This window comes from Mucilaginibacter straminoryzae, from assembly GCF_022953055.1.
Classification (GTDB): domain Bacteria; phylum Bacteroidota; class Bacteroidia; order Sphingobacteriales; family Sphingobacteriaceae; genus Mucilaginibacter; species Mucilaginibacter straminoryzae.
This window is the reverse complement of the sequence record NZ_JALJEJ010000009.1, coordinates 17,861-40,236: the sequence shown is the minus strand read 5'-3', so window position 1 is coordinate 40,236 and position 22,376 is coordinate 17,861. Positions and strand designations below refer to the sequence as shown.

The 22,376-nt window shown below is 44.5% G+C and carries 21 protein-coding genes; 14 read left to right on the top strand and 7 right to left on the bottom strand.

The window, feature by feature from the left end:
• Window positions 1-47: 47 nt before the first annotated feature.
• Window positions 48-944 carry an SMP-30/gluconolactonase/LRE family protein gene (locus tag MUY27_RS16460; RefSeq protein WP_245131801.1) on the bottom strand — a complete coding sequence of 299 codons (897 nt, stop codon included), beginning with the start codon at window positions 942-944 and terminating at the stop codon, window positions 48-50.
• A 179-nt stretch (window positions 945-1,123) separates the two neighbouring features.
• Between MUY27_RS16460 and MUY27_RS16455 the strand changes: the two genes are divergently transcribed.
• From MUY27_RS16455 to cdaA, 4 genes are all read left to right on the top strand, one after another.
• Complete coding sequence (locus MUY27_RS16455; RefSeq protein WP_245131800.1) at window positions 1,124-1,522, top strand: hypothetical protein; 399 nt, start codon at window positions 1,124-1,126, stop codon at window positions 1,520-1,522.
• Between the two features lie 173 nt (window positions 1,523-1,695).
• Entirely contained in the window at window positions 1,696-2,667 is a 972-nt protein-coding gene (locus MUY27_RS16450; protein WP_245131799.1) for a polyprenyl synthetase family protein, read from the top strand.
• Window positions 2,668-3,714, top strand: a complete 1,047-nt coding sequence (locus tag MUY27_RS16445; protein WP_245131798.1) for a TerC family protein — start codon at window positions 2,668-2,670, stop codon at window positions 3,712-3,714.
• A 66-nt stretch (window positions 3,715-3,780) separates the two neighbouring features.
• The gene (gene cdaA / locus MUY27_RS16440; RefSeq protein ID WP_245131797.1) at window positions 3,781-4,572 is read left to right on the top strand and encodes a diadenylate cyclase CdaA; all 792 of its coding nucleotides are present in this window, start codon (window positions 3,781-3,783) and stop codon (window positions 4,570-4,572) included.
• Between the two features lie 56 nt (window positions 4,573-4,628).
• Here the strand turns inward: cdaA and MUY27_RS16435 are convergent, their stop codons facing one another.
• On the bottom strand, window positions 4,629-5,516 hold the full coding sequence (locus MUY27_RS16435) for a M23 family metallopeptidase (RefSeq protein ID WP_245131795.1): 888 nt from the start codon (window positions 5,514-5,516) through the stop codon (window positions 4,629-4,631).
• 139 nt (window positions 5,517-5,655) lie between these two features.
• Between MUY27_RS16435 and MUY27_RS16430 the strand changes: the two genes are divergently transcribed.
• On the top strand, window positions 5,656-6,066 hold the full coding sequence (locus MUY27_RS16430; protein WP_245132069.1) for a BrxA/BrxB family bacilliredoxin: 411 nt from the start codon (window positions 5,656-5,658) through the stop codon (window positions 6,064-6,066).
• A gap of 56 nt (window positions 6,067-6,122) precedes the next feature.
• Here the strand turns inward: MUY27_RS16430 and MUY27_RS16425 are convergent, their stop codons facing one another.
• Complete coding sequence (locus tag MUY27_RS16425; protein ID WP_245131793.1) at window positions 6,123-6,296, bottom strand: hypothetical protein; 174 nt, start codon at window positions 6,294-6,296, stop codon at window positions 6,123-6,125.
• A gap of 502 nt (window positions 6,297-6,798) precedes the next feature.
• Here MUY27_RS16425 and MUY27_RS16420 point away from each other — a divergent pair.
• The 5 genes from MUY27_RS16420 to MUY27_RS16400 all read left to right on the top strand — a co-directional run bounded on the left by MUY27_RS16420 (window position 6,799) and on the right by MUY27_RS16400 (window position 13,105).
• On the top strand, window positions 6,799-8,079 hold the full coding sequence (locus MUY27_RS16420) for a metal-dependent hydrolase family protein (RefSeq protein WP_245131791.1): 1,281 nt from the start codon (window positions 6,799-6,801) through the stop codon (window positions 8,077-8,079).
• Window positions 8,079-10,532, top strand: a complete 2,454-nt coding sequence (locus MUY27_RS16415; RefSeq protein ID WP_245131789.1) for a M1 family metallopeptidase — start codon at window positions 8,079-8,081, stop codon at window positions 10,530-10,532. Before MUY27_RS16420 ends, MUY27_RS16415 begins: the two co-directional genes overlap by 1 nt.
• Window positions 10,533-10,729: 197 nt before the next feature.
• Entirely contained in the window at window positions 10,730-12,046 is a 1,317-nt protein-coding gene (gene ahcY, locus MUY27_RS16410) for an adenosylhomocysteinase (RefSeq protein WP_245131788.1), read from the top strand.
• A 125-nt stretch (window positions 12,047-12,171) separates the two neighbouring features.
• Complete coding sequence (locus tag MUY27_RS16405; RefSeq protein WP_245131787.1) at window positions 12,172-12,432, top strand: autorepressor SdpR family transcription factor; 261 nt, start codon at window positions 12,172-12,174, stop codon at window positions 12,430-12,432.
• Between the two features lie 10 nt (window positions 12,433-12,442).
• Window positions 12,443-13,105: an SdpI family protein gene (locus MUY27_RS16400; protein WP_245131786.1), complete on the top strand. Its 663-nt coding sequence runs from the start codon at window positions 12,443-12,445 to the stop codon at window positions 13,103-13,105.
• A 56-nt stretch (window positions 13,106-13,161) separates the two neighbouring features.
• On the opposite strand, the gene MUY27_RS16395 is transcribed toward MUY27_RS16400, so the two are convergent.
• Window positions 13,162-13,491, bottom strand: coding sequence for a YbjQ family protein (locus tag MUY27_RS16395; RefSeq protein ID WP_245131785.1), 330 nt, complete (start codon window positions 13,489-13,491; stop codon window positions 13,162-13,164).
• Between the two features lie 28 nt (window positions 13,492-13,519).
• A complete protein-coding gene (locus MUY27_RS16390) occupies window positions 13,520-14,503 on the bottom strand; it encodes a polysaccharide deacetylase family protein (RefSeq protein WP_245131784.1) in 984 nt (327 codons plus the stop codon).
• Between the two features lie 91 nt (window positions 14,504-14,594).
• Between MUY27_RS16390 and MUY27_RS16385 the strand changes: the two genes are divergently transcribed.
• Both MUY27_RS16385 and gcvP read left to right on the top strand, forming a co-directional pair.
• On the top strand, window positions 14,595-15,317 hold the full coding sequence (locus MUY27_RS16385; protein WP_245131783.1) for a pyridoxine 5'-phosphate synthase: 723 nt from the start codon (window positions 14,595-14,597) through the stop codon (window positions 15,315-15,317).
• A gap of 111 nt (window positions 15,318-15,428) precedes the next feature.
• Entirely contained in the window at window positions 15,429-18,338 is a 2,910-nt protein-coding gene (gcvP, locus tag MUY27_RS16380) for an aminomethyl-transferring glycine dehydrogenase (protein ID WP_245131782.1), read from the top strand.
• A 461-nt stretch (window positions 18,339-18,799) separates the two neighbouring features.
• Here the strand turns inward: gcvP and treA are convergent, their stop codons facing one another.
• The gene (gene treA, locus MUY27_RS16375; RefSeq protein WP_245131781.1) at window positions 18,800-20,356 is read right to left on the bottom strand and encodes an alpha,alpha-trehalase TreA; all 1,557 of its coding nucleotides are present in this window, start codon (window positions 20,354-20,356) and stop codon (window positions 18,800-18,802) included.
• A 116-nt stretch (window positions 20,357-20,472) separates the two neighbouring features.
• On the opposite strand from treA, the gene MUY27_RS16370 reads away from it, so the two are divergent.
• Together MUY27_RS16370 and MUY27_RS16365 are read left to right on the top strand one after the other, a co-directional pair.
• Window positions 20,473-21,066 carry a YceI family protein gene (locus tag MUY27_RS16370; protein WP_245131780.1) on the top strand — a complete coding sequence of 198 codons (594 nt, stop codon included), beginning with the start codon at window positions 20,473-20,475 and terminating at the stop codon, window positions 21,064-21,066.
• Between the two features lie 114 nt (window positions 21,067-21,180).
• Entirely contained in the window at window positions 21,181-21,603 is a 423-nt protein-coding gene (locus MUY27_RS16365; RefSeq protein WP_245131779.1) for a response regulator, read from the top strand.
• On the opposite strand, the gene MUY27_RS16360 is transcribed toward MUY27_RS16365, so the two are convergent.
• A complete protein-coding gene (locus MUY27_RS16360; RefSeq protein WP_245131778.1) occupies window positions 21,600-22,370 on the bottom strand; it encodes an MBL fold metallo-hydrolase in 771 nt (256 codons plus the stop codon). The two genes, MUY27_RS16365 and MUY27_RS16360, sit on opposite strands and share 4 nt — an antisense overlap.
• Window positions 22,371-22,376 lie beyond the last annotated feature (6 nt).

Here is a 22,376-nt window from a genome sequence, read left to right as displayed (position 1 = left end):
AGTCATTGCTTTGCAATATTTATTTAGAATTAGTTTAAATAATGTAATTATTCTACGCCGTGTACTTTCATAGGTAGCACATAAACGGCTGTTGAAGCGGTAATAAAAAGTTGGTCTTTATGCTTTCCGGCGAAGCATAGATTCGCGGTCCACGGCTCCGGAATATCAATATGCGCTATTTGTTTTCCTTCGGGCGAGTAAACGGTAACACCTTTGCCGGTAAGGTAAATATTACCGAGTTCATCGATGGTCATGCCGTCAGAGCCTTGCGATGCAAAAAGTGTTTTGTTAGAGAGTGTTCCGTCTGCATTACGGGTAAAACGGTAAGTTTTATTAGCACCAATATCTGCCACATATAAATATTTACCGTCGGGTGTACCGGTAATACCATTCGGTTGTTTAAAATCGCCGCCAATAATTATAGGTTCTGAAGCGCCCTTAGGTAGATAATAAACATTTTGTTTGTCAAGATCTGGCTTGGTGCGTGTCCAGTATTCGCGTTGATAATAGGGGTCTGTAAAATACATGCCGCCGGTTTTACGGTCTATCCAAACGTCATTCGGGCCGTTCATTAGCTTACCCTGATATTCCTTCAAAAGAATCTTGATCTTTTTATCAGGACTGATCGAGATCAGCTCATCCTGCTCATCCGCGCAAGAGATCAGGTTGCCTTTCGCATCGAAATACATCCCGTTAGATCGTTTGGCATTATCCATAAACAAACTTAGCTGGCCTTCCGCGCTGTATTCCCAGATCTGGTTATTTGGTTGGTCGGTAAAAAACACATTTCCTTTTTTATCCGTCGCAGGGCCCTCGGTAAATTTAAACTGTTTTGAAATCAGCTGCGGTTTGGTATCAGCAGCAAAAAGTACAGCTGATGTCTGCGCGTTTACACTTGCCGTAAAGGAAGTTAAGAGCAGTAGGAGGGCGGTTTTTAAGTTCATGAGTACAGGTGTAAGATCAACACGAAGTTAATAAAACTTGTTAGTTGGCTTTGGTTTTAGCAACAGTATTTCATTGGCCGATAAACGTCTTTTTTCATTTTATTGAAACCATACCGGCTTTAGAAAGTTGTAATTATAATCAATGGTTAAATTTTTTAAACCAAAAATCAAGTAAAGCTATGAAAAAGACGAGTTTAATGATGGCCGCTATTGCAGCCTGTGCATTTGAATATGCCATAGCCCAAACACCGAACGCAAAAGTATCTGCCGATAAAGTAGTTTCAGTACAAACCATGCAGCAGGACACTACGCCGCGCAAGCGTTCACGTAAGTCGCCAACAACCACGCCGACTACCACACCGACATCGCCGACGAATCCGAATAACCCGACAACGCCGCCAACAACAACGCCAACCAGTCCGGCTAATCCAACTAACCCGATGCCGACTACGCCAACAACCACGCCGACCACACCAACACCAACAACGCCGCCGACCAATACACCGCCGGCTAACCCGACACCTACACCTACCAGCCCAACCAGTCCTACACACCCAACAACGCCTCCCAGAGGTTAATTAAGTTGTTTCAGTAATATGTAAAAAGGAGCGAAAAACGCTCCTTTTTTTATGAATAGTGGCGCATTAAGCTATTGTTTGCGGGTATTTAAACGCCTCTGCTAAATAATTTTACTATGTTTGCTACCGGTAATTAAGGCAAAACAAAAATGCTGTCGCCTGTTTAATTTTAAATGCTGAGCATCAACGAAATTAAGAAACCTATCGCTGCGGAAATAGATGTCTTCGAAGACAAGTTCCGCGCATCTATGCAAAGCTCAGTTCCGCTGCTCGATCGTATTACCCATTACATAGTAAAAAGAAAAGGCAAGCAGATCAGGCCCATGTTCGTGTTTTTTACCGCCAGTCTTTGTGGTGGTATTACTGAGGCTACGCACCGTGGTGCGGCGCTGGTAGAACTGGTGCATACTGCTTCGCTGGTGCATGATGATGTAGTGGATAACTCCTACCAGCGTCGCGGCTTCTTTTCTATCAACGCGCTTTGGAAAAATAAGATTGCCGTATTGGTGGGCGACTTCCTGCTGACCAAGGGTATGCTGCTTTCTCTAGAGAACGATGATTTCGAGTTGCTGAAGATTCTTTCTAATGCGGTAAAACAAATGAGCGAGGGCGAACTGTTACAGTTTGAAAAGGCCAGGCACATGAATTTTGACGAAGGCGTTTATTACGAAGTGATACGGCAAAAAACAGCCTCGCTGATTGCATCATGCTGCGCATGCGGCGCTTCATCAGCCGGTGCAGATAAAGAGACTGTAGAGAAGATGCGCTTGTTCGGCGAAAAGGTGGGTATTGCTTTCCAGATCAAAGACGATATGTTCGACTTTGGAACGGACGACGTGGGCAAACCCCTGGGCATTGATATCAAAGAAAAGAAAATGACCCTGCCGCTGATCTATTCCCTCAATAACGCTTCATCCGGCGATAAAAAAAGAATTATCGGCCTGGTAAAGAACCATAATAATGATCCAAAGAAGATCTCGCAGATCATCGACTTTGTAAAAACCACTGGTGGGTTGCAGTATGCCGAAAGCCAGATGAAGCAGTACCAGGAAGATGCCTTTGCGATATTAAATACCATGCCGGAAGGGGAGGCCCGTACGGGGCTGGAGCAATTGGTGCGTTACACTACCGAAAGAAAGAAATAAATGTCGAGCGAAATACTTTTTATAGCCGGTTTCCTGGTTTTTATTGCCCTGATGCTGGCGGTTGACCTGGGACTGTTCAATAAAAAGGAAAAGGAGATCAGCCTGAAGGAAGCCGGGATTATGAGCGCCGTTTGGGTGTTGCTTGCGCTTGGCTTTTACGCGCTGATTTATTTCTTCGGCGACAGGCTTCATCATATCGACGATTTTGCTACCCTACAGCGAATTAATGAACAGCACCTTCACCGGTTAAAACTTAACGCCAATGATTTTGCAGGCAGCTTAAAGCTTTACCGTAAAAACCTGGCGCTGGAATTTATCACCGGCTATATTGTAGAATATGCACTTTCTGTAGATAACATCTTTGTGATGATCCTCATCTTCACTGCTTTTGCGGTAGATAAACGCCACTATCATAAGGTGCTCATCTGGGGTATTATTGGTGCGGTAATTATGCGGTTCCTCTTCATCTTCATCGGCGCAACGCTGATTAGCCGCTTCGAATGGATCCTGTACATCTTCGGTGTGTTCTTGATGTATACCGGGGTGATGATGTTTATCAACAGGAACAAAGAGGATGAGATCGACCCGCAAAATCACCCTGTAGTACGTTTTGCGTCAAAATACTTTGCCGTTCATCCGCAGTTTGAGGGGAATAAGTTTTTTGTCCGGTACAATAAAAAACGATTGATCACGCCACTGTTCCTGGTACTGCTGATTATAGAAGTTACGGACCTGGTATTCGCAGTTGATTCTATCCCGGCGATATTTTCGGTGACCAAAGATCCCTATATCGTTTTCTTCTCTAATATTTTTGCCATTCTGGGCTTGCGTTCCATGTTCTTTTTACTGGTGAACATCATTGATAAGTTCCATTATCTGAAGGTTGGTTTAGCGGTGCTGTTAGCCTTTATTGGCGCCAAAATGCTGGCCGGAGAACATGCAGAGCAAGTAGGTATTACAACCAGTACTTCCCTGCTGATCATCCTGGGTATTCTGGCGGTCAGTGTGGTCGCCTCGCTGATTTTTCCCAAAACGGAAGCGCACTAAACACTGTTCGCTCTTAAGTATTGAATTGGTGCGGCTAAAAGGGTAAATGTTCGTAAATTGCGTACAATGCAAGGTTTAAATATTAGCTCTTTCAAGTTCGATTTCTTCTCGGTATTGGATATCGTGATCGTTGCGCTGATCATGTACCAGCTCTACAACCTCATCAGGGGTACTATAGCTGCCAATATATTCATTGGTATGGCCATCGTTTGCGTGCTGTATTTTATTGTCCCTTCCAATAAAATGCACCTGTTAAGCGCCATCCTCAGCAACCTGATGAACGTAGGTATCATCGCCGTAATCGTGGTCTTTCAGCAAGAAATCAGGCGGTTCCTGTTATTGGTGGGCAAAAACGCATCGCTGCAACGTAACCGGGCCTGGTGGCAGTATTTTTTTGGTAAAACCGAAACAGAAAAGAATAACTACGCACGTATAAAGCCAATTATTGATGCCTGCAAAAGTTTAAAGCAAACCCGTACGGGCGCACTTATCGTATTCGCAAAGTACTACGACGAGCAGTTTTACCAGAATAGTTGCGAGGTGATAGACGGTAAAATATCTAAACGTTTGCTGGAAAGTATCTTTCAGAAAACCAGTCCGCTCCACGATGGAGCGGTAGTTATTGCAGGAAATAAAATAAAATCGGCCAGCTGCATTTTACCGCTGACGGATAATACTGATCTGCCGCCTCAGTTTGGTTTACGTCACCGGGCAGGTATAGGCGTAACCGAGAATAATGAAGCTACAGCGATCATCGTGTCTGAAGAAACCGGTGAAATTTCATACGCCCGCCATGGCAGGGTAAAAATGAATATCAGTTTCGCCGAGCTGGAAAAATTACTGAACAAGGATTTTTAGAAATAAAAAACAGGCTATCCCTTTTCGAAATAGCCTGTCCCTTTCAATTATTTTCTTTACTGGTTAAGCGTCAAATATTGTGACGGATTAACGGGTTTGCCGTTGCGGCGTACTTCATAATGAAGGTGCGGCCCCGTAGATCTGCCGGTTGAGCCAACCTTGCCGATCACTTGCCCTACCGTTACCTGTTGGCCAACCCGCACATTAATTTTAGAAAGGTGCCCGTACCAGGTTTGGATGTTATCCATATGCTGAATGCGGATACAGTTGCCATAACCGCCCGCACGGCCTGTAAAAATAACCCTGCCGCTTGCGGTACATTTTACCGGATCTCCTGTTTTACCGCGGAAGTCCAGACCAGGATGAAACTCATTTCGTCCAAAATCAAAAGGGTTTCCCCGGTGCCCGAAAAACGAGGTAAAACTGCTTAACCGCGGGTATCCCATCGGCACCATGGCTACGTTGGTAACCAGTTGCTCCAGGTAGCGGTTATATTTAGCATAAAGACTTAAGCTGCTATTCTTTTTACTGTTATTGGCTGCGAGATTCGCAGTTCTGAAAGAAACGCCCTTTAATCCGCGCTTGCTCAGATAATCGTTAATCTTTTTCAGCTTGGCTTGGATGCCTTCGATGTAGCTTAGTGCTTTGACGTTGCTACTGTCAGAAGAAGCGGTGATGGCCTCGAGTTTGTAATTACTCTCGTCAACTTTACTTTTAAGGTTGTTTAACTGCATTTGCAGGCGTGCATTCTCCTGTGCCCGCCATTCGGTCTCCTGCTTTAGTTTTTTAACCGTGAAAACCATGGCAACCGCAAAACATACAACAATGGCAATGGTTAGTTTAAGCCCGTTAAAATGGGTTGCTTTAACTTGTAATACTTTTGGTCTAAGCTCGTCGTTCTCTACTACATCGCTCACACCAAAATCTGCTCTGTCAAAATTCATACAATAGTTTAAATACTTAATAGGGGGTTAACAGCCAAATGGCTGAGTTTTAACGTCAACAAAATGTTAATATTTTGCCGGATAAGCAAATTTAAACGCAGATACTTTATTTTTGTTACTCAATTTTTTGTCTATTATGATGTATCCAGAATATTTGGTAGCTCCGATGCGGGCTGAATTAACAACCTCGGGTTTCGAAGAGCTGAAAGATGCTGAAGCCGTAACCCAGGCTATTGAAAGCGAAGGGACTGTTTTTGTAATGGTTAACTCGGTATGCGGTTGCGCGGCAGCTAACGCCCGCCCTGCTGCCCGTATGGCTGTACAACATGGCAAGCACCCCGATAAACTGGTAACCGTGTTTGCCGGTATGGAAAAAGAAGCTGTTGATAAAGCGCGTGCTTATATGCTGCCTTATCCGCCGTCTTCACCGGCAATGGCTTTGTTTAAAGATGGTAAATTGGTTCACATTATCGAACGCCATCAGATAGAAGGCCGACCGGCGCAAATGATTGCAGACAACCTGATCGATGCTTTCGACCAGTATTGCTAATCATTCGCTTTTACTAAGATTCAAGGCCGCTTTTGAAAAAAGGCGGCTTTTCTTTTTTAATATTTTTTAAGCTTGAAAATAGCAAGGAAAATAATAGTACCTAAGCTGAGCGCGGCGGCGCTGAACAGCAACACATTATTAAGGAAAAATGTCCAGCCGAAGGGGCTTCTCAGAAACAATACCACGATAAATACGTAACCTGCTGCAAGTATAGCCTTTAGTGAATTCATGATGATAATATTTAGAATGAAGAATTTGAAACTTATCTCTGAATGCCGGGCACTCTAGTTCATCAAAAACTAAAAATTAACCTTTAGAAAAGTCGAACCAGCCGAGCTTTTTAATTTTAAGAACAAGTATTACATACACCACAAATAATCCCAAACCGATTAAAAGCACAGTTGCTGTATTTCTTAAATAAAGAAAATAACCATAAGGGCTGGTTAGGAAAAGAATGGCAATAAAAAGAAAACCAGCAATTAAAACAGTCTTCAGCGTATTCATAATAACAGCATTATTCGGGGTTAGAACAGTTTAGTTAGTTTTCAAAAATGAAGGGGCAATCTTTACTTTTGATATCATACCTGTTGCAAAAGCCATTCCTTACAATGGCTTATTAACCAATAATTACTTTATTAAGTAATATAAAAGCGGTAAAACGGCGTATTATTAGCGAAAATGCTATCTTACAGCATCAAAAGCTTTTATTTACCCCATTACAAATTCCACGGTATGAGAAAAATATTACCCATTTTATTCGTTTTGTTTACGCATTTCGCATCAGCACAGAAGATCTATATCCAATGCGGAAAGTTAATAGACGGCACAGCCAATGCGCCGATACCCGAAATGACCATCGTGGTAGACGGTAATAAAATTGAGTCGATAGAGAAAGGCTATGTTTCTGGCAGTGCAGGGGATAAGGTCATAGACCTGAAAACCAAAACAGTAATGCCCGGATTGATTGACTGCCACGTTCATTTGGAAAGCCAATCCAGTAAGACGGGTTTCCAGGAGAGCTTTACTTTCACCGATGCAGATATTGCCTACCGTGCGGCTGTTTATGCGAAGACCACACTGATGGCAGGTTTCACCACCGTGCGCGATTGCGGCGGCAGTGGCGTGAATATCAGCCTTCGTAAGGCAATCGCCCAGGGCCTTATTGATGGCCCGCGTATCTATACTGCAGGCCGGGCCATTTCTGCCAGCGGCGGCCACATGGATGATACCCATGGTATCCGTGAAGATAAACTGAACCACTTGCCCGGCCCCGAAGACGGCATTGCGGATGGCCGCGACGAATTGATCAAAGCAGTTCGCCTGCAATTTAAGAGGGGATCTAACCTGATCAAAATCGCATCTACAGGCGGCGTGCTCGATTTGAGCGAGGATGGTTCCGGCGCGCAATTCAGCATAGATGAAATCAAAGCCGTGGTAGAAACCGCTAAAGATTACGGCATGCGCGTTGCCTGCCATGCACATGGTGCCGAAGGTATCCGCCGGGCTATCCTGGGTGGGGTGACATCCATCGAACATGGTACTTTTATGAATGATGAAGATATGCAGCTGGCCAAGAAATATGGTACGTACCTGGTGCCTACTATCATTGCCGGTAAATCTGTTGCAGATACAGCCGCCAAAAATAAAAACTACTTCCCGCCGGTAATTGCGCGCAAAGCGTTAGAAGTAGGGCCGCAAATCCAAAATACTTTTGCAAAGGCATATAAGTCGGGTGTTAAAATTGCGTTTGGTACAGATGCGGGTGTTTATCCGCATGGCAAAAACTGGATGGAGTTTGGTTATATGGTGGAAGCGGGTATGCCTGCAATGGAGGCCATCAAGGCGGCCACTACCAGCGCTGCCGATCTGTTAGGCATCAGCAATCAGACGGGCAGTATCAGTAAAGGTAAATTTGCCGATATTGTCGCCGTTGACGGCGACCCCTTACAGGATATTAAAGTAATGGGCAAGGTGAGTTTTGTAATGAAAGAAGGAAAAATCTATAAAAACTAATGTTTAAATTTATTAAAGTGCCTGCGCTGATCGGCGTGGGCTTATTTATTTTAAATGCCGGGGCCTTTGCACAGCTACCCGGCTATCAAAATACCCCCGAAAAAATCAACGACCTGGTGCATACCAAACTGGATGTCAGGTTCGATTACAAAAAACGTTACCTGTACGGCAAAGAATGGGTAACTATTAAACCGCACTTTTACCCGACTGATTCGCTCCGGCTGGATGCAAAGGGGATGGATATCCATGCACTAGCGGTAGTAAAAAATGGTAAAAATATCCCGTTGAAGTATGTAAACGACAAGCAAACCCTTGCTATTAAACTGGACAAAACATACGCTTCGACAGAGAACTATACCATCTACATTGACTATACCTCAAAGCCGGACGAACTTACTGCACACGGCAGTGCGGCTATTAACGATGCCAAAGGTTTGTACTTTATCAACCCGGATAGCACCGTAAAAGGTAAGCCTGTGCAGATCTGGACGCAGGGTGAAACGGAAAGCAATTCGGCATGGTTTCCCACGATAGATAAACCCAACCAGAAAACTACGGAGGAACTGACCATGACCGTTCCTGCCAAATATGTTACCTTGAGTAATGGTAAACTGGTTTCGCAAAAGAGAAATACGGACGGTACCCGCACCGATACCTGGAAAATGGATAAGCCGCATTCGCCTTATCTCTTTATGATGGCCGTCGGCGATTTCAGGATCTATCATGATAAATGGCGCGATAAAGAAGTAAACTATTACCTGGAGCCTAAGTATGCCCCTTATGCAAAAGATATTTTCGGTTTTACGCCAGAGGTGATGGACTTTTATTCTAAAATATTGGGTGTTGATTATCCATGGAACAAGTATTCGCAGATTGTGGTGCGCGATTATGTGAGCGGCGCCATGGAGAATACAACGGCCACCTTACATGGCGAGCAGGTGCAATTAACTAAGCGCGAACTGATAGACGGTGGCGCTGAAAGTACCATTGATATTGTTCATGAACTGTTCCACCAGTGGTTTGGTGATTATGTGACTGCCGAGAGCTGGAGCAACTTAACGGTTAATGAATCTTTTGCTGATCTGAGCGAGACACTATGGATGGAACATAAGTATGGAATGGATGCCGGTAACGAATACAATTACCATGCAATGGAGACCTATTTATCCTCGCTTAATAATTACAGCAAACCATTAGTGCGCTTTAATTATGAAGATAAGGAAGAAGTGTTCGACGCAGTTACCTACCAAAAAGGCGGCCGTATCTTAAATATGCTTCGCCATTATTTGGGCAATGATGCTTTTTACAAAGGCCTGAACATTTACCTTAAAACCAATGCTTATAAAAACGCCGAAGCCCAGCAATTGCGCCTGGCTTTAGAGGAGGCAAGTGGCAAAGATTTAAACTGGTTCTTTAACCAATGGTATTACCGCGCGGGGCATCCCATTCTGACGATTAACTACCAGTGGGATGATGCCGCCAAAACACAAAAGGTATTTTTACAGCAAACCCAGGAAGGCGACGCGTTTGTTTTGCCTTTGAAAGTAGACATCTACACCAAAGCTGGCAAGCAGCGTAAAACTATCTGGATGAACAGCAAAAGCGATACATTAAGCTTTGCATTAACAGCGAAACCGCAATTCGTGAATGTAGATGCCGACAAAGTATTGCTATGTACCAAGATTGACAACAAGACCGACGAAGAATACGCCTATCAATATTTAAACGGGCCGCTTTACCTCGATCGTCACGAAGCGCTCGAAGCATTAGCTCCACACCAGGAGAAGAAAGAAGCGCAGATGGTTGTTACCAGTGCCTTAAACGATAAGTATGACCCGCTAAAAATAGAGGCAATAAAACTGCTGAACTTGAATAACGACAACGTAAGGAATGTGGCTGTACCCATATTGACCAAGCTGGCGCAGGAAACTAAAAGTGCGTTGGTGCAGGCGGCTGCATTAAATAAGCTTGCAGCACTGAAGGCAGCAGGAAATTTAAATCTGTTTAAAAATGCGGTCAGCAGCCAGTCATACGCAGTGGAGGCAGCGGCACTGAGCGGTATATACCAGATAGATCAGAAACAAGGCATCACGTATGCTAAGCAATTGGCACCGCAGGCGGAAGGCCCTTTAACCATACGCATAGCTACCATATATGCAGAAACCGGGCAGAATAGCGAGTGGCCCTTTGTGTACAATCACTATGTGAACGGCGGTCGCGAAGCAAGGTTCGAGCTTTTTAAAAGCCTAACCCAGATGACCGCTGCAACAACCAACCCGGCAGATGCCCAGAACGGCATCCGGGAAATGATTGCAATGGGTAACCGTTACCGGGTTTACGGTTATAACAAAGCGGTAGCAAGTGAACTTGGCAAAGTAAAAGAAGCGCGGTTGAAACTGAATGATACAGATTCTGCACGAATGGCGGAAGAAGGCATCAAAGAAATGCAATAAGGAAGATGAGGCTGTTTCGTAAGAAATGGCCTCTTTTGTTTGGGGTGAATCTGTTTCTATAGCATATATCGACTCGCCTAATTGTAAATTATCAGCGTAGTGTTAATTTCTGTTGGGTAGATGGTTGAAAATAGCCCCTTTTTCATTTTCAGGGAGTTATTACCTACCTTTGCCTTTACGAATAGAAAAAGCATAGTATGTCATCAGTAGAAACCACATATGTGAAAAGCAAAGTGAAAGATCCTTCACTTGCAGCATGGGGAAGAAAAGAAATTGAATTAGCCGAAGCAGAAATGCCGGGATTAATGGCGCTTCGCGCGGAATATGGCCCTTCGAAACCATTAAAAGGCGCACGGATTGCAGGCTGTCTGCACATGACCATCCAAACTGCGGTTTTAATTGAAACCTTAGTTGAGCTTGGTGCAGAAGTTACCTGGTCTTCTTGTAATATCTTTTCTACTCAAGACCATGCCGCTGCTGCTATTGCTGCTGCAGGTATCTCTGTATATGCCTGGAAGGGGATGAACGCAGAAGAGTTTGACTGGTGTATAGAACAAACCCTTTTCTTTGGTGAAGAGCGCCAGCCGCTGAATATGATCCTGGATGACGGTGGTGATTTAACCAATATGGTTTTCGATAAATACCCTGAACTGATCAGCGGTATAAAAGGCTTGTCTGAAGAAACCACTACCGGTGTTCACCGTTTGTATGAGCGCATGAAGAACGGCACCTTGCCAATTCCTGCCATCAATATTAACGACTCTGTAACCAAATCTAAATTCGATAACAAATACGGTTGCCGCGAATCTTTAGTTGACGCGATCCGTCGTGCGACTGACGTAATGATGGCTGGTAAAGTAGCCGTAGTTTGCGGTTATGGAGACGTAGGTAAAGGTTCTGCAGATTCTTTGCGTAATGCAGGTGTGCGTGTAATTGTTACCGAAATTGATCCGATCTGCGCATTACAAGCTGCCATGGAAGGTTTTGAAGTGAAGAAACTTTCTACCGCTATCCCTGAAGCTGACATTGTAGTAACTGCTACCGGTAACTGCGATATCGTACGTGAACAACATTTCCGCGCGTTAAAGGATAAAGCGATTGTTTGTAACATCGGCCACTTTGATAACGAGATTGATATGGCCTGGTTGAACAACAACTACGGTAACACTAAAATTGAAATTAAACCACAGGTAGATAAATACACCATCGACGGTAAAGACGTGATTGTATTGGCAGAAGGCCGTTTGGTTAACCTGGGTTGTGCTACCGGTCACCCAAGCTTCGTTATGTCTAACTCGTTCACCAACCAAACTTTAGCGCAACTAGAACTTTGGACTAACGGCGGTCAGTACGAAAATAAGGTGTACACCTTGCCCAAACACCTGGACGAAAAGGTTGCACGTTTGCACCTGGCTAAGATTGGTGTGGAACTGGAAGAATTAGACCAACACCAGGCAGATTACATCGGTGTAACGGTACAAGGTCCGTTTAAACCGGAGTATTACAGATATTAATCTCATTTTATTCTGAATGAGTTTGAAAGGAGCATCACTGGTGCTCCTTTTCTTTTTTAAGCAGGTGGTAATTATTTTCTGAAAGCACTGTAACAAAACATTTAGACATTTGTCTAAATATCAAAATGAATACTTTATTTAAAGCATTGAACGACCCTACCAGGAGGGAAATTCTGGAGTTTTTGAAGGAGAAGGACCTAACGGCCGGTGAAATTGCCGATCGTTTCCAGATTTCGAAACCCAGTATATCACATCACCTGGATTTACTGAAGCAGGCCGGACTGGTATCGGCAGTTAAAGAAGGGCAGTTTATCTGCTATTCGCTTAATACTACTGTATTGGACGAGTTACTGAAATGGCTGATGAATTTTAAAAACGAAAAATAATTATAAGCTCATGAAAAAGTTTACAATCATCGATCTGGCCGCCCTGTTGATATGGGCCGCGCCGGTTATTTACCTCCTGGTAATTTATTCTTCCCTGCCCGCAACCATTGCCATACATTTTGGCGTAGATGGTAAGCCCAATGGTTATAGCGAAAGAACTACCATTTTTGTGATACAGGGATTATTAAGCGGGGTTGCTGCATTTTTGTTCCTGTTAATGCGTTACCTGCCCGCACTGGATCCGAAGTACAAAGCAAAATATGGCGAGCAAACTTATCAGAAACTTGCTTTCGGACTTTTGTTATTTATTTCCGTGGTGTCGTTTTTGATTATAGACAGCGCAGCAGTTGGGAAAATGAGATCTGACAATTTTGTCTTTGTATTGGTCAGCTTACTATTTGTGTTCCTGGGTAACCTGATGTATAACGTAAAGCCTAATTATTTTGTGGGAATCCGCACACCTTGGACGCTGGAAAACGAAGACACCTGGAAAGCCACTCACCGGTTGGCGGCAAAGCTTTGGGTGATAGGTGGGTTGATACTCACCGGTGCGATGCTCTTAATGCATGGCGCTACAGCATTTACCGTGTTCATGACTTTTATACTCACTTTAGCCTTCATCCCCATGATATACTCTTATACCTATTATAGGAAACACGTCAGCCATAATTGACCAGATATAAAAATCACCGGTAAAGGCCTTTAATTCTTTTACCGGTGAATTCTTTTTTATACTTTCTCTACCACTACAGCGGTACCATAGGCCAGTACTTCGGTAATGCCCTGCATAATCTCGTTTGCGTCATACCGCATGTTAATGATTGCATTGGCGCCGATAGCCTGCGCATGCTGAATAAGTAACTGGTAAGCTTCTTCTCGGGTTTTTTCGCATAGTTCTACATAAATGGAAAGCTTGCCGCCAAACAGCGATTGAAAGCCGCCAGCCATGTTCCCCAGTACGCTGCGGCTTCGCACGGTGATTCCTCTGACAACGCCGAGGTGTTTAACAATTTTGTAGCCCTCAAGCGTAGTGCTTGTGGTGATGAGTGATTGATCCATTGTTTCTATTTTTTAGGTTAAGATAATACTATTTTTCAGCATCGAACTCCTCGTCAACGCTTTCGCGCAGATCGTATAGCAGCCATTGTTTTTTGGTGATTGCTGAAGTTTTTGACTTCAGCAGATTGATGAAATCTTTAACGCCTACAGGTTCATTACCGTTACCGTGTATCAGCACAATGCTGCCCGAGTGTGGCTGTTGCCCTTTTGCCAGCCAGGCGTCTGTGCCAATCGGTATCAGCCCGAATTTGGTAATGGTGAACACCAGTTGCTGATCTGAAACCAGCCCCGGGAAACGGAAAAATACAGAAGGGATAAGTCCGTTCTTCAGCATCAGTTTCTCGGTTTCCAATACCTCGTAATTAATATCTGTACCTGGTTCTAAAAGGAAATTTTCTTTTAAGGGTTTGGTTAAACTAACGCGGTGGTTAAAAGAATGGTTGATCCAAGTGATGTTGATCTGGTGCTGCTGTTCCAACGATTTCAGCCAGTTAAGGTCTTGTTCGTGGCGAAGCATCCACAAACCCGATACCGACAGCCCGATAGGCACCGGCTTTTCTACTTTAGAAAATTCATTCGTCAGATCCGTAAAAATAACCCGGTCTAATGGGCGGTGCGAGGGGCAAAGGTCTGCCGTTAGCGTGACACCTGTTTCTTCGGGCAGGCCGTGTTCAATGCCCGCATCCTGGATCACCCGCGATGTGTTTTCTGCCTGCCTTAACGCTTTTTCGTAAGGGGTGCGTTTAAATTGTGCACGTACTTCATCCAGCGATAGGGGTTTCACCTGATAGAAATTCGTTTCGTCAATTTTGGTTTCGAGGGTTTGTGGGTTAACCAGCAGGGCGTAATGCTTACCCAGGTTATCGAACTGGCGCAGCATGATCCAGTCTTGCGGGAAATGCCTCGCCCAGCCGTAAAAAGTGCGGTAGTTCTGTATGTGTTGATATTTGTATTGGCCAAAAGCGGCAGAGGATAGTAAGAGTAATAAAATGAAGGTAAATTTCAGTTTCATAAAATACGTAGCGGCAAAATTAAAATAACACAAAAAAGTTTGTGTTGTTGAAGCGTTGTAAGATATTTACCATTGTTAATAAACTCAACTAATGACACGTCTATCTGTAAATATTAATAAAATAGCTACTTTACGTAATTCACGCGGGGGTAATAATCCGGATCTGATCCAGGTGGCTAAGGATTGCGATCGTTTTGGCGCGCAAGGAATCACCGTGCATCCAAGGCCTGATGAGCGCCATATCCGTTATGACGATGTTTACGAACTTAAAAAGATCGTTACTACGGAATTTAACATCGAAGGGAATTGCCAGGAGCAGAAATTTGTCGACCTGGTATTGGCCGTTAAGCCCGAGCAGGTAACCCTGGTGCCGGATGCCGAGGGGCAGTTAACCTCTAATCATGGTTGGGATACCATCAGGTACGAGCAATACTTGACGGATATCGTGGCTACGTTTAAAAATGCAGGTATCCGCGTTTCTCTTTTTGTGGATCCGGTTACTGCAATGGTAGAAGGTGCTGCAAAAACAGGTACCGACAGAGTAGAACTTTATACCGAAGCCTACGCCAGTCATTATAACCAGGGAAAAGAATCCGCGCTAGCACCATATTTAAAGGCGGCGGAAGTTGCAAGCGAAGTCGGTTTAGGCTTAAACGCCGGGCACGACCTTGATCTGCACAATTTGGCATATTTTGCACAGCAAATTCCATGGCTGGAAGAGGTAAGCATAGGCCATGCGCTAATTTCAGATGCTTTGTATTATGGGCTGGAAAATACCATCCAGCTGTATTTGCAAAGGCTGAAAGTGCAATAACATTGCCGATCTGATTTTCCTCCGGTAAACACGCTGTCAGGTTTGCGTAAGGGGTTGGCTATCCGGGATGAAAAGTGTAAATTTGCGGCACTAAAATCTCGGTAGCTTTCCATGAGCATCAACATTAATTACCAGGAGGAATTTTCGTCCCGTCACATTGCTCCTAACGCGGCAGACACCGCCAAAATGCTTAAAACCATAGGTGTCGATTCCATTGATCAGTTAATAGACCAAACAGTCCCGGCGCAGATCAGACTGAAGAAGCCTTTAAATCTTCCCACGCCAAAAAGCGAGTCTGACTATCTGAACACGTTAAAGCAAACGGCGTCTAAGAACAGAGTATTTAAGTCTTTCATCGGTCAGGGTTATTATGATGTCCTTGTTCCCGGTGTAATTCAGCGGAATATCCTCGAAAACCCGGGATGGTACACGCAGTATACCCCGTACCAGGCAGAAATTGCTCAGGGCCGTTTACAGGCACTGCTGAACTTCCAGACCATGGTGATAGACCTTACCGGGATGGAAATTGCCAATGCTTCTTTGCTTGACGAAGGTACCGCTGCGGCCGAAGCCATGTTTATGCAATATTCGCTTCGCAAAAATCAGCAGGCGAACGTATTCTTCGTTTCTGAAGAGCTGTTCCCGCAAACGATAGATATCCTTAAAACCCGTTCAGAACCTTTTGGTATTGAATTGCAGATCGGCGATCACCGTACGGCAGAACTGACCGACAATATGTTTGGTGCAATTGTTCAATACCCTGCCGGTGACGGAACGGTTTATAACTATAAAGATTTTGCAGCAAAGGCGCACGAGAAGAATATTAAGCTTACTGTTGTTGCCGATATCATGAGCCTGCTGCTGCTGACTCCTCCGGGAGAATGGGGCGCAGATATTGTGGTGGGTACTACACAGCGTTTCGGCGTACCAATGGGTTTTGGCGGCCCGCATGCGGCATACTTTGCTACTAAAGAAGAATACAAACGTTCTATGCCGGGCCGTATCATCGGTGTAACCATTGATAGCGCAGGCGATTATGCCTTACGCATGGCCCTGCAAACCCGCGAGCAGCACATCCGTCGCGATAAGGCTACTTCTAATATCTGTACAGCGCAAGCATTACTGGCTATTATGGCAGGTATGTACGCGGTATATCATGGTCCGGAAGGGTTGAAACTGATTGCCGAACGTATCCACGGCCTGGCAATCCTGTTAGCTAAATCGTTGGAAAAATTAGGGTACAAGCAATTAAACGAAGCCTATTTTGATACCGTTAAGTTTGATGTAGGTAACCTGGCAGGCCCGATCCATGGCGAGGCGCTGAACAACGAGATGAACTTGCATTATAACGGTTCGGTGATCAGCATTGCGTTGGACGAAACCACCCGCGTTCAGGATATCGAAACCATCGTTCGCTTCTTTGCAAAGGTAAAAGGTAAAACCATTAATGACGTTGATTTTGAAGGGTTGAAATCTGGTATTGAAACTGTTATCCCTCAGGATCTGCAACGTACCAGTGCTTATCTTACCCATGCGATATTTAACTCGCACCACTCAGAGCATGAGATGCTGCGCTATATTAAAGCGTTAGAGGCGAAAGACCTTTCGCTGACGCACTCCATGATTCCGCTTGGTTCTTGTACCATGAAGCTGAATGCCACTACCGAAATGATCCCGGTTACCTGGGCAGAGTTTGGTAAGCTGCATCCGTTTGCACCAACCGACCAGGTAGGTGGTTACATGCAGGTGTTTAACGAATTGAATGCCTGGTTAAGCGAGATTACCGGTTTTGCAGCCATGAGCTTACAGCCTAATGCAGGTGCGCAGGGCGAATATGCAGGTCTAATGGTGATCCGCGCTTATCATCAGGATAGGGGCGACAGTCACCGTAATATCGCGCTGATCCCGTCTTCTGCACACGGTACCAACCCTGCTTCTGCAGCAATGGCCGGTATGAAGATTGTAGTGGTGAAGTGTGATGAGAACGGCAACATTGACGTAGCCGACCTGAAAGCGCGTGCCGAGCAGTACAAAAATGAATTATCCTGCTTAATGGTTACTTATCCTTCTACCCACGGGGTATTCGAGGAATCAATCATTGAGATTTGTGAGATCATCCACCAAAATGGCGGACAGGTGTATATGGACGGCGCCAACATGAACGCGCAGGTTGGTTTAACCAGCCCTGCAACTATCGGTGCAGACGTTTGCCACCTGAATTTGCATAAAACATTCTGTATCCCTCACGGTGGCGGTGGCCCCGGCATGGGTCCGATCGGTGTAGCTGCACATTTAGTGCCTTACCTGCCAGGCCATGCGGTAGTAGATATCGATCAGGGTAAATCTATTCACGCGGTTTCTGCTGCGCCATGGGGTTCGGCTTCAATCCTGCTGATCTCTCACGCTTACATCGCAATGATGGGTGGTGAGGGCTTAACCAATGCCACTAAATATGCGATCCTGAATGCCAACTATATCAAGTCAAGGTTAGAAAACCATTATCCTGTACTGTATACCGGTTCTCAGGGCCGTTGTGCACACGAGATGATCCTCGACTGCCGCGCATTCAAGAATTTTGGTATCGAGGTGGTAGATATTGCCAAACGTTTAATGGATTACGGTTTCCACGCACCTACGGTTTCTTTCCCTGTTGCAGGTACCGTTATGGTGGAACCGACAGAATCTGAACCAAAGCACGAACTTGACCGTTTCTGCGACGCGATGATCGCCATCCGTAAAGAAATCGAAGATGTGGAGAATGGTAAATCAGACAAAACAGATAACCCGTTAAAGAATGCGCCGCATACTTCTGCTGTGGTTACCGGCAACGAATGGGAACATCCGTACACCCGCCAGAAAGCAGCGTTCCCGCTTCCTTATGTGGCAGCGCATAAGTTCTGGCCTTCTGTTGGCCGGGTGAATGATACGTACGGCGACCGTACGCTGATCTGCTCTTGCCCTCCGTTAAGCGAGTATGAGTTTGAAGAAGCAGAGGTAACTACGCCTGAGTACGGTACCTGATTTTGAATTAGAAAACAGATAATACGAGAAAGCCGGAGCGTTTAGTTCCGGCTTTCGTTTTTGTGCTTTTATATTTTTCTTACATGTTATGCAGAACAGGTTCGGCATCCCTCCTGATCGATGTTAAACAAATATATAGAACCAGCTAAGTAGAGACGACATACTTGGCGTCTCAGTAAGGAGGCACAAGGTGGTGTGTCTCTACAAATATGCTGTCATTCTGAACGCAGTGAAGAATCTGTACATGTACTTTGAGAACTTACCATTCTTCGTTAAAAATGACAACAAGCAATACTGCATCTAATATTTTTGTCATCCTCGAACGCAGTGAGAGATCTTCTTCTGTTAAAGGCATTTGGAAGAAGATCCGATCCGTCAGCCAACGGATCGGAATGACAGTTCTAATATTGACAGATAAGATTGCCGCGCTGCTGTGCAGCTCGCAATGACGACTGATAGTGTTACTTCACCCCATATAGGTTTATTAGTTTCAGCAAAACGCCATTGGTCCAGCCGAAGCCATCCTGAGTAGGGTATTCGCCGCCGCCGGCGCGGGCATTCAGGTTCTCGATGTCATACTTCTCGGCCAGTTTACCGTTCTTCTTGAAATTTTCGATATTGATTTTCATCCACCGCATGGCAATATCTTTTGCAAGCTCATTTTGCTGATAGTTTCTCAAGCCGCCAATGGTTAGCCATTCTAAAGGCGCCCATCCGTTCGGACGGTCCCACTGCTCGCCGGTATCATACATCGTACAGGCAACGCCCCCCGGCCTTAACAGCTTCGTTTTAATGGTAGTCGCAATTTTAGGCGCTTGGGTATCTGTCGCTACAAAGAAATATAAAGGTGACGCAGTTGCGATAGTCAGTTGGTTTGAGAGTTTGTTCGTCTCCCAGTTGTAATCTGCGAAAGCACTAAGTGAAGCGTTCCATAAGTATTTCTGTATGGCATCTTTCCTCTTTTTAGCTTTTGCCTCAAAGGTTTGTGCCGACCTACCATCGCCGCTGATCTGGTAAGATTTGGCGATCACCCGTTCCAGGTTGTAAAGCAGCGAATTCAGGTCGGGAGGTACCAGGCTGGTTGTTTGCAGGGTAGTTAGGCGTTTGTTATCTGCAAACCAGCGGCTACTAAAGTCCCATCCGGATTCTGCTGTTGAACGCAGGTTCTGGTAGAAGTGTGCTTTGGTTTGCTTGCTTTGCTGCGCACTCAGCACATCTTCGCGGTAAGATTCTTCTCGGGGATTGGTACCTGCATCGCAGTAACGGTTTAATAGGCTGCCGTCTGGCATGATTACCACATGCTCTGCCGGTTTCCCTGGTTTAGCTGCTGCCGTCCCTTTCATCCAAAAAGCATATTCTTTCAGTAATTGAGGACGGAAACGTACATAGGTTTGATCGCCTTTGTGTTTCGCTAGTAATTGTACCATCGCCGCAAAGAAAGGCGGCTGCGAGCGGCTCAGGTAATAACTGCGGTTACCGTTCGGAATGTGGCCATAGGTATCAATCAGGTAAGCAAAGTTACGGATCATGTTCTCCATTATGTCAAACCGTTTGCTTTCTTCCAAGCCCAGCATGGTGAAGTAGGAATCCCAGTAATAGATCTCGCGGAAGCGCCCGCCTGGAACAATGTAGGGGTAAGGTAGCGGTAAGAGTGACGTTCCCCGGACAGTATCGGCCTTATGTTGCAATACCGTCCAAAGCGTATCGATGTGTTTGCGTATTCCCGAACTGATATTGCTTTTATAATGGATACCGCTCGGCGCAGGAATAATGAAGTTTTTCTCTGCAAAAGCTTTAAGGTTAAAACCTGGTTTTGATTTTTGCTGATTATAATCCTTCATAATCAGTTCCGGGCTTCTTCGAGGTGTGGCATCTGCAAAAGTTTTACCGTCTGCATAAATTTTGCCCATTTGCACGGCTTCAAAAAGGCCTGGATAAAGCTGCGGAGGGGTTTTTACCTGCGCAAATACTGTTGTTCCTTCCAGAAGCAACAGCGCAAAAAATGTATATCTTCTCATAATCGGTTATATCAAATATAAATCAAATTGTCAGTGGAAAGCAAAGAATTATATATATATGTTTAAACATGTATTATTTGTATTATCTTTGATTCAACAAAATTCAAAGAACAAAAATGAAAGCACTTAAATCACTTCTTGCATTAACTTTAGTAGCAGGCTTATTTGCCTTTACTACAGCAAAAAAAGAAACCTATAAAGTAAATTCTGCTAAAAGCAACATTGACTGGTCAGGTAAAAAAGTATTAGGTTCGCACAATGGCAGCATTAAAATTGCTTCTGGTGCAGTAGTAACAAATGGTAATGTACCTGTAAGCGGTAACTTCGTAATTGATATGCGCAGCATGTCTAACAAAGACCTGGATGCAGAAAACGGCGGTAAATTATTAGGTCACTTAAAATCTGATGATTTCTTCGGTGTAGAAAAATATCCAACTGCTCAGTTTGTAGCCACACAAATTACCCCTGCTGGTAACGGGGTAGTAAACGTAACCGGTAATTTAACCATTAAAGGCATTACCAACCAGGTGAGCTTCCCTGCAAACTACACTATCAGCGGCAATACGCTTACTGCAACTGCTAAAGAAGTAAAAGTAGACCGTACAAAATATAACATCAAATACGGTTCAAAAAGCTTTTTCGAGAGCATTGGTGATAAAGCGATCAACGACGAATTTTTGCTTGACATCACTTTAGTAGCAGAAAAATAAGTCATTTAAGTATTATTTATACAAAAAACCCGGTTCATCTATTTGTTCCGGGTTTTTTATTTATCACTTTTGAGCGTAAAACTTTTTTGAACACTCTACCGTATAAATTGGTATATGACGAATAATTCCCGTTCCGTTAGTATTTTGCTTGTAGATGATGACGAAATCAACAACTTCATCTCTATTAAATTAATTAAGAAAGCTTTGGTGAGCAGTGAGATAAAAGCATGCTTGAATGGGAAATTTGCGATTGATGAGTTGAAAAAACTTAAAGAAGCTCCTTCTCCCGGTCTGCCAGATTACATTCTGCTGGATATCAACATGCCTTTAATGAACGGTTGGGAGTTTTTAGATGAATATAAGAGACTCGATATTGACCCTGAAGGCAAGTCTAAGATCTATATTATCTCTTCTTCCGTGTTCAGTAATGATATCAACCGTGCTAAATCTTACCGGCCTTTAGTTAAAGATTTTATTTCCAAACCTTTAAATATTGAAAAGATAAGAGAGCTGTTCGAGGCTGAAAAGCTGGCTTAAACCGGCAGGATGCTAAAAGCATCGTTTTCAAACTTTACATTTCCGATTGGGTTACGTTTGGCGTGATAGAATAAGCAGGTCCAACCTTCTTCAGCAGCCTTACGCCCGTATATTTCGCGTAGTTCCATTGCTTTGCGCCCATCGTAATCGTATTTAGCAATGAAGCGGCGTAGTAACTGTTCGGGCTCGGGTAACTCATCGCCGCCGTAGAAAGCTTTTTTTCCTTCAGCTTCAAGCCAGAACACCTGGTGATGGGGGCAATGCCCGCCGGAATGTTCATAGCGTATGCCGGGTTTATATTCGCCGTTACCTTCGGTAAAGAATACATCGGCAGAGCGTTGCAGTACTTCAAATATTTCTTTGTGATAGGAAGAAGATTTGCCCGAAAAAGCAAATTCCCATTCGTTCCGCTCTATCACGTGTTGCGCCTGTGGAAAGCTGGGCTCTAAGCGGCCGTTGCGTTCAGCTACGAGGCCCGCGGAATGGTCGAAATGCAGGTGCGACATCAGCACTACACTCACATCATCCGGTTCGAAACCGTGGTTGCGAATGTTTTTGTGCAACCATAATTCATCGTCATTGTCCTTAAAACCCAAACCGGCGTCTAATAAAATCAGGTCGTTTTGAGTTTTGATCAGAAATGGGTTAACATGGATAAACAGCGACCCGGGGCGCGTTTTTGCATCATCTTTGGCAGGGTCGAAAGGGATAAATTTTTTGGTGGAATCAACCGAGTAAGAACCTTCGTTTAATGCAAAAATCTCCATAGTGCT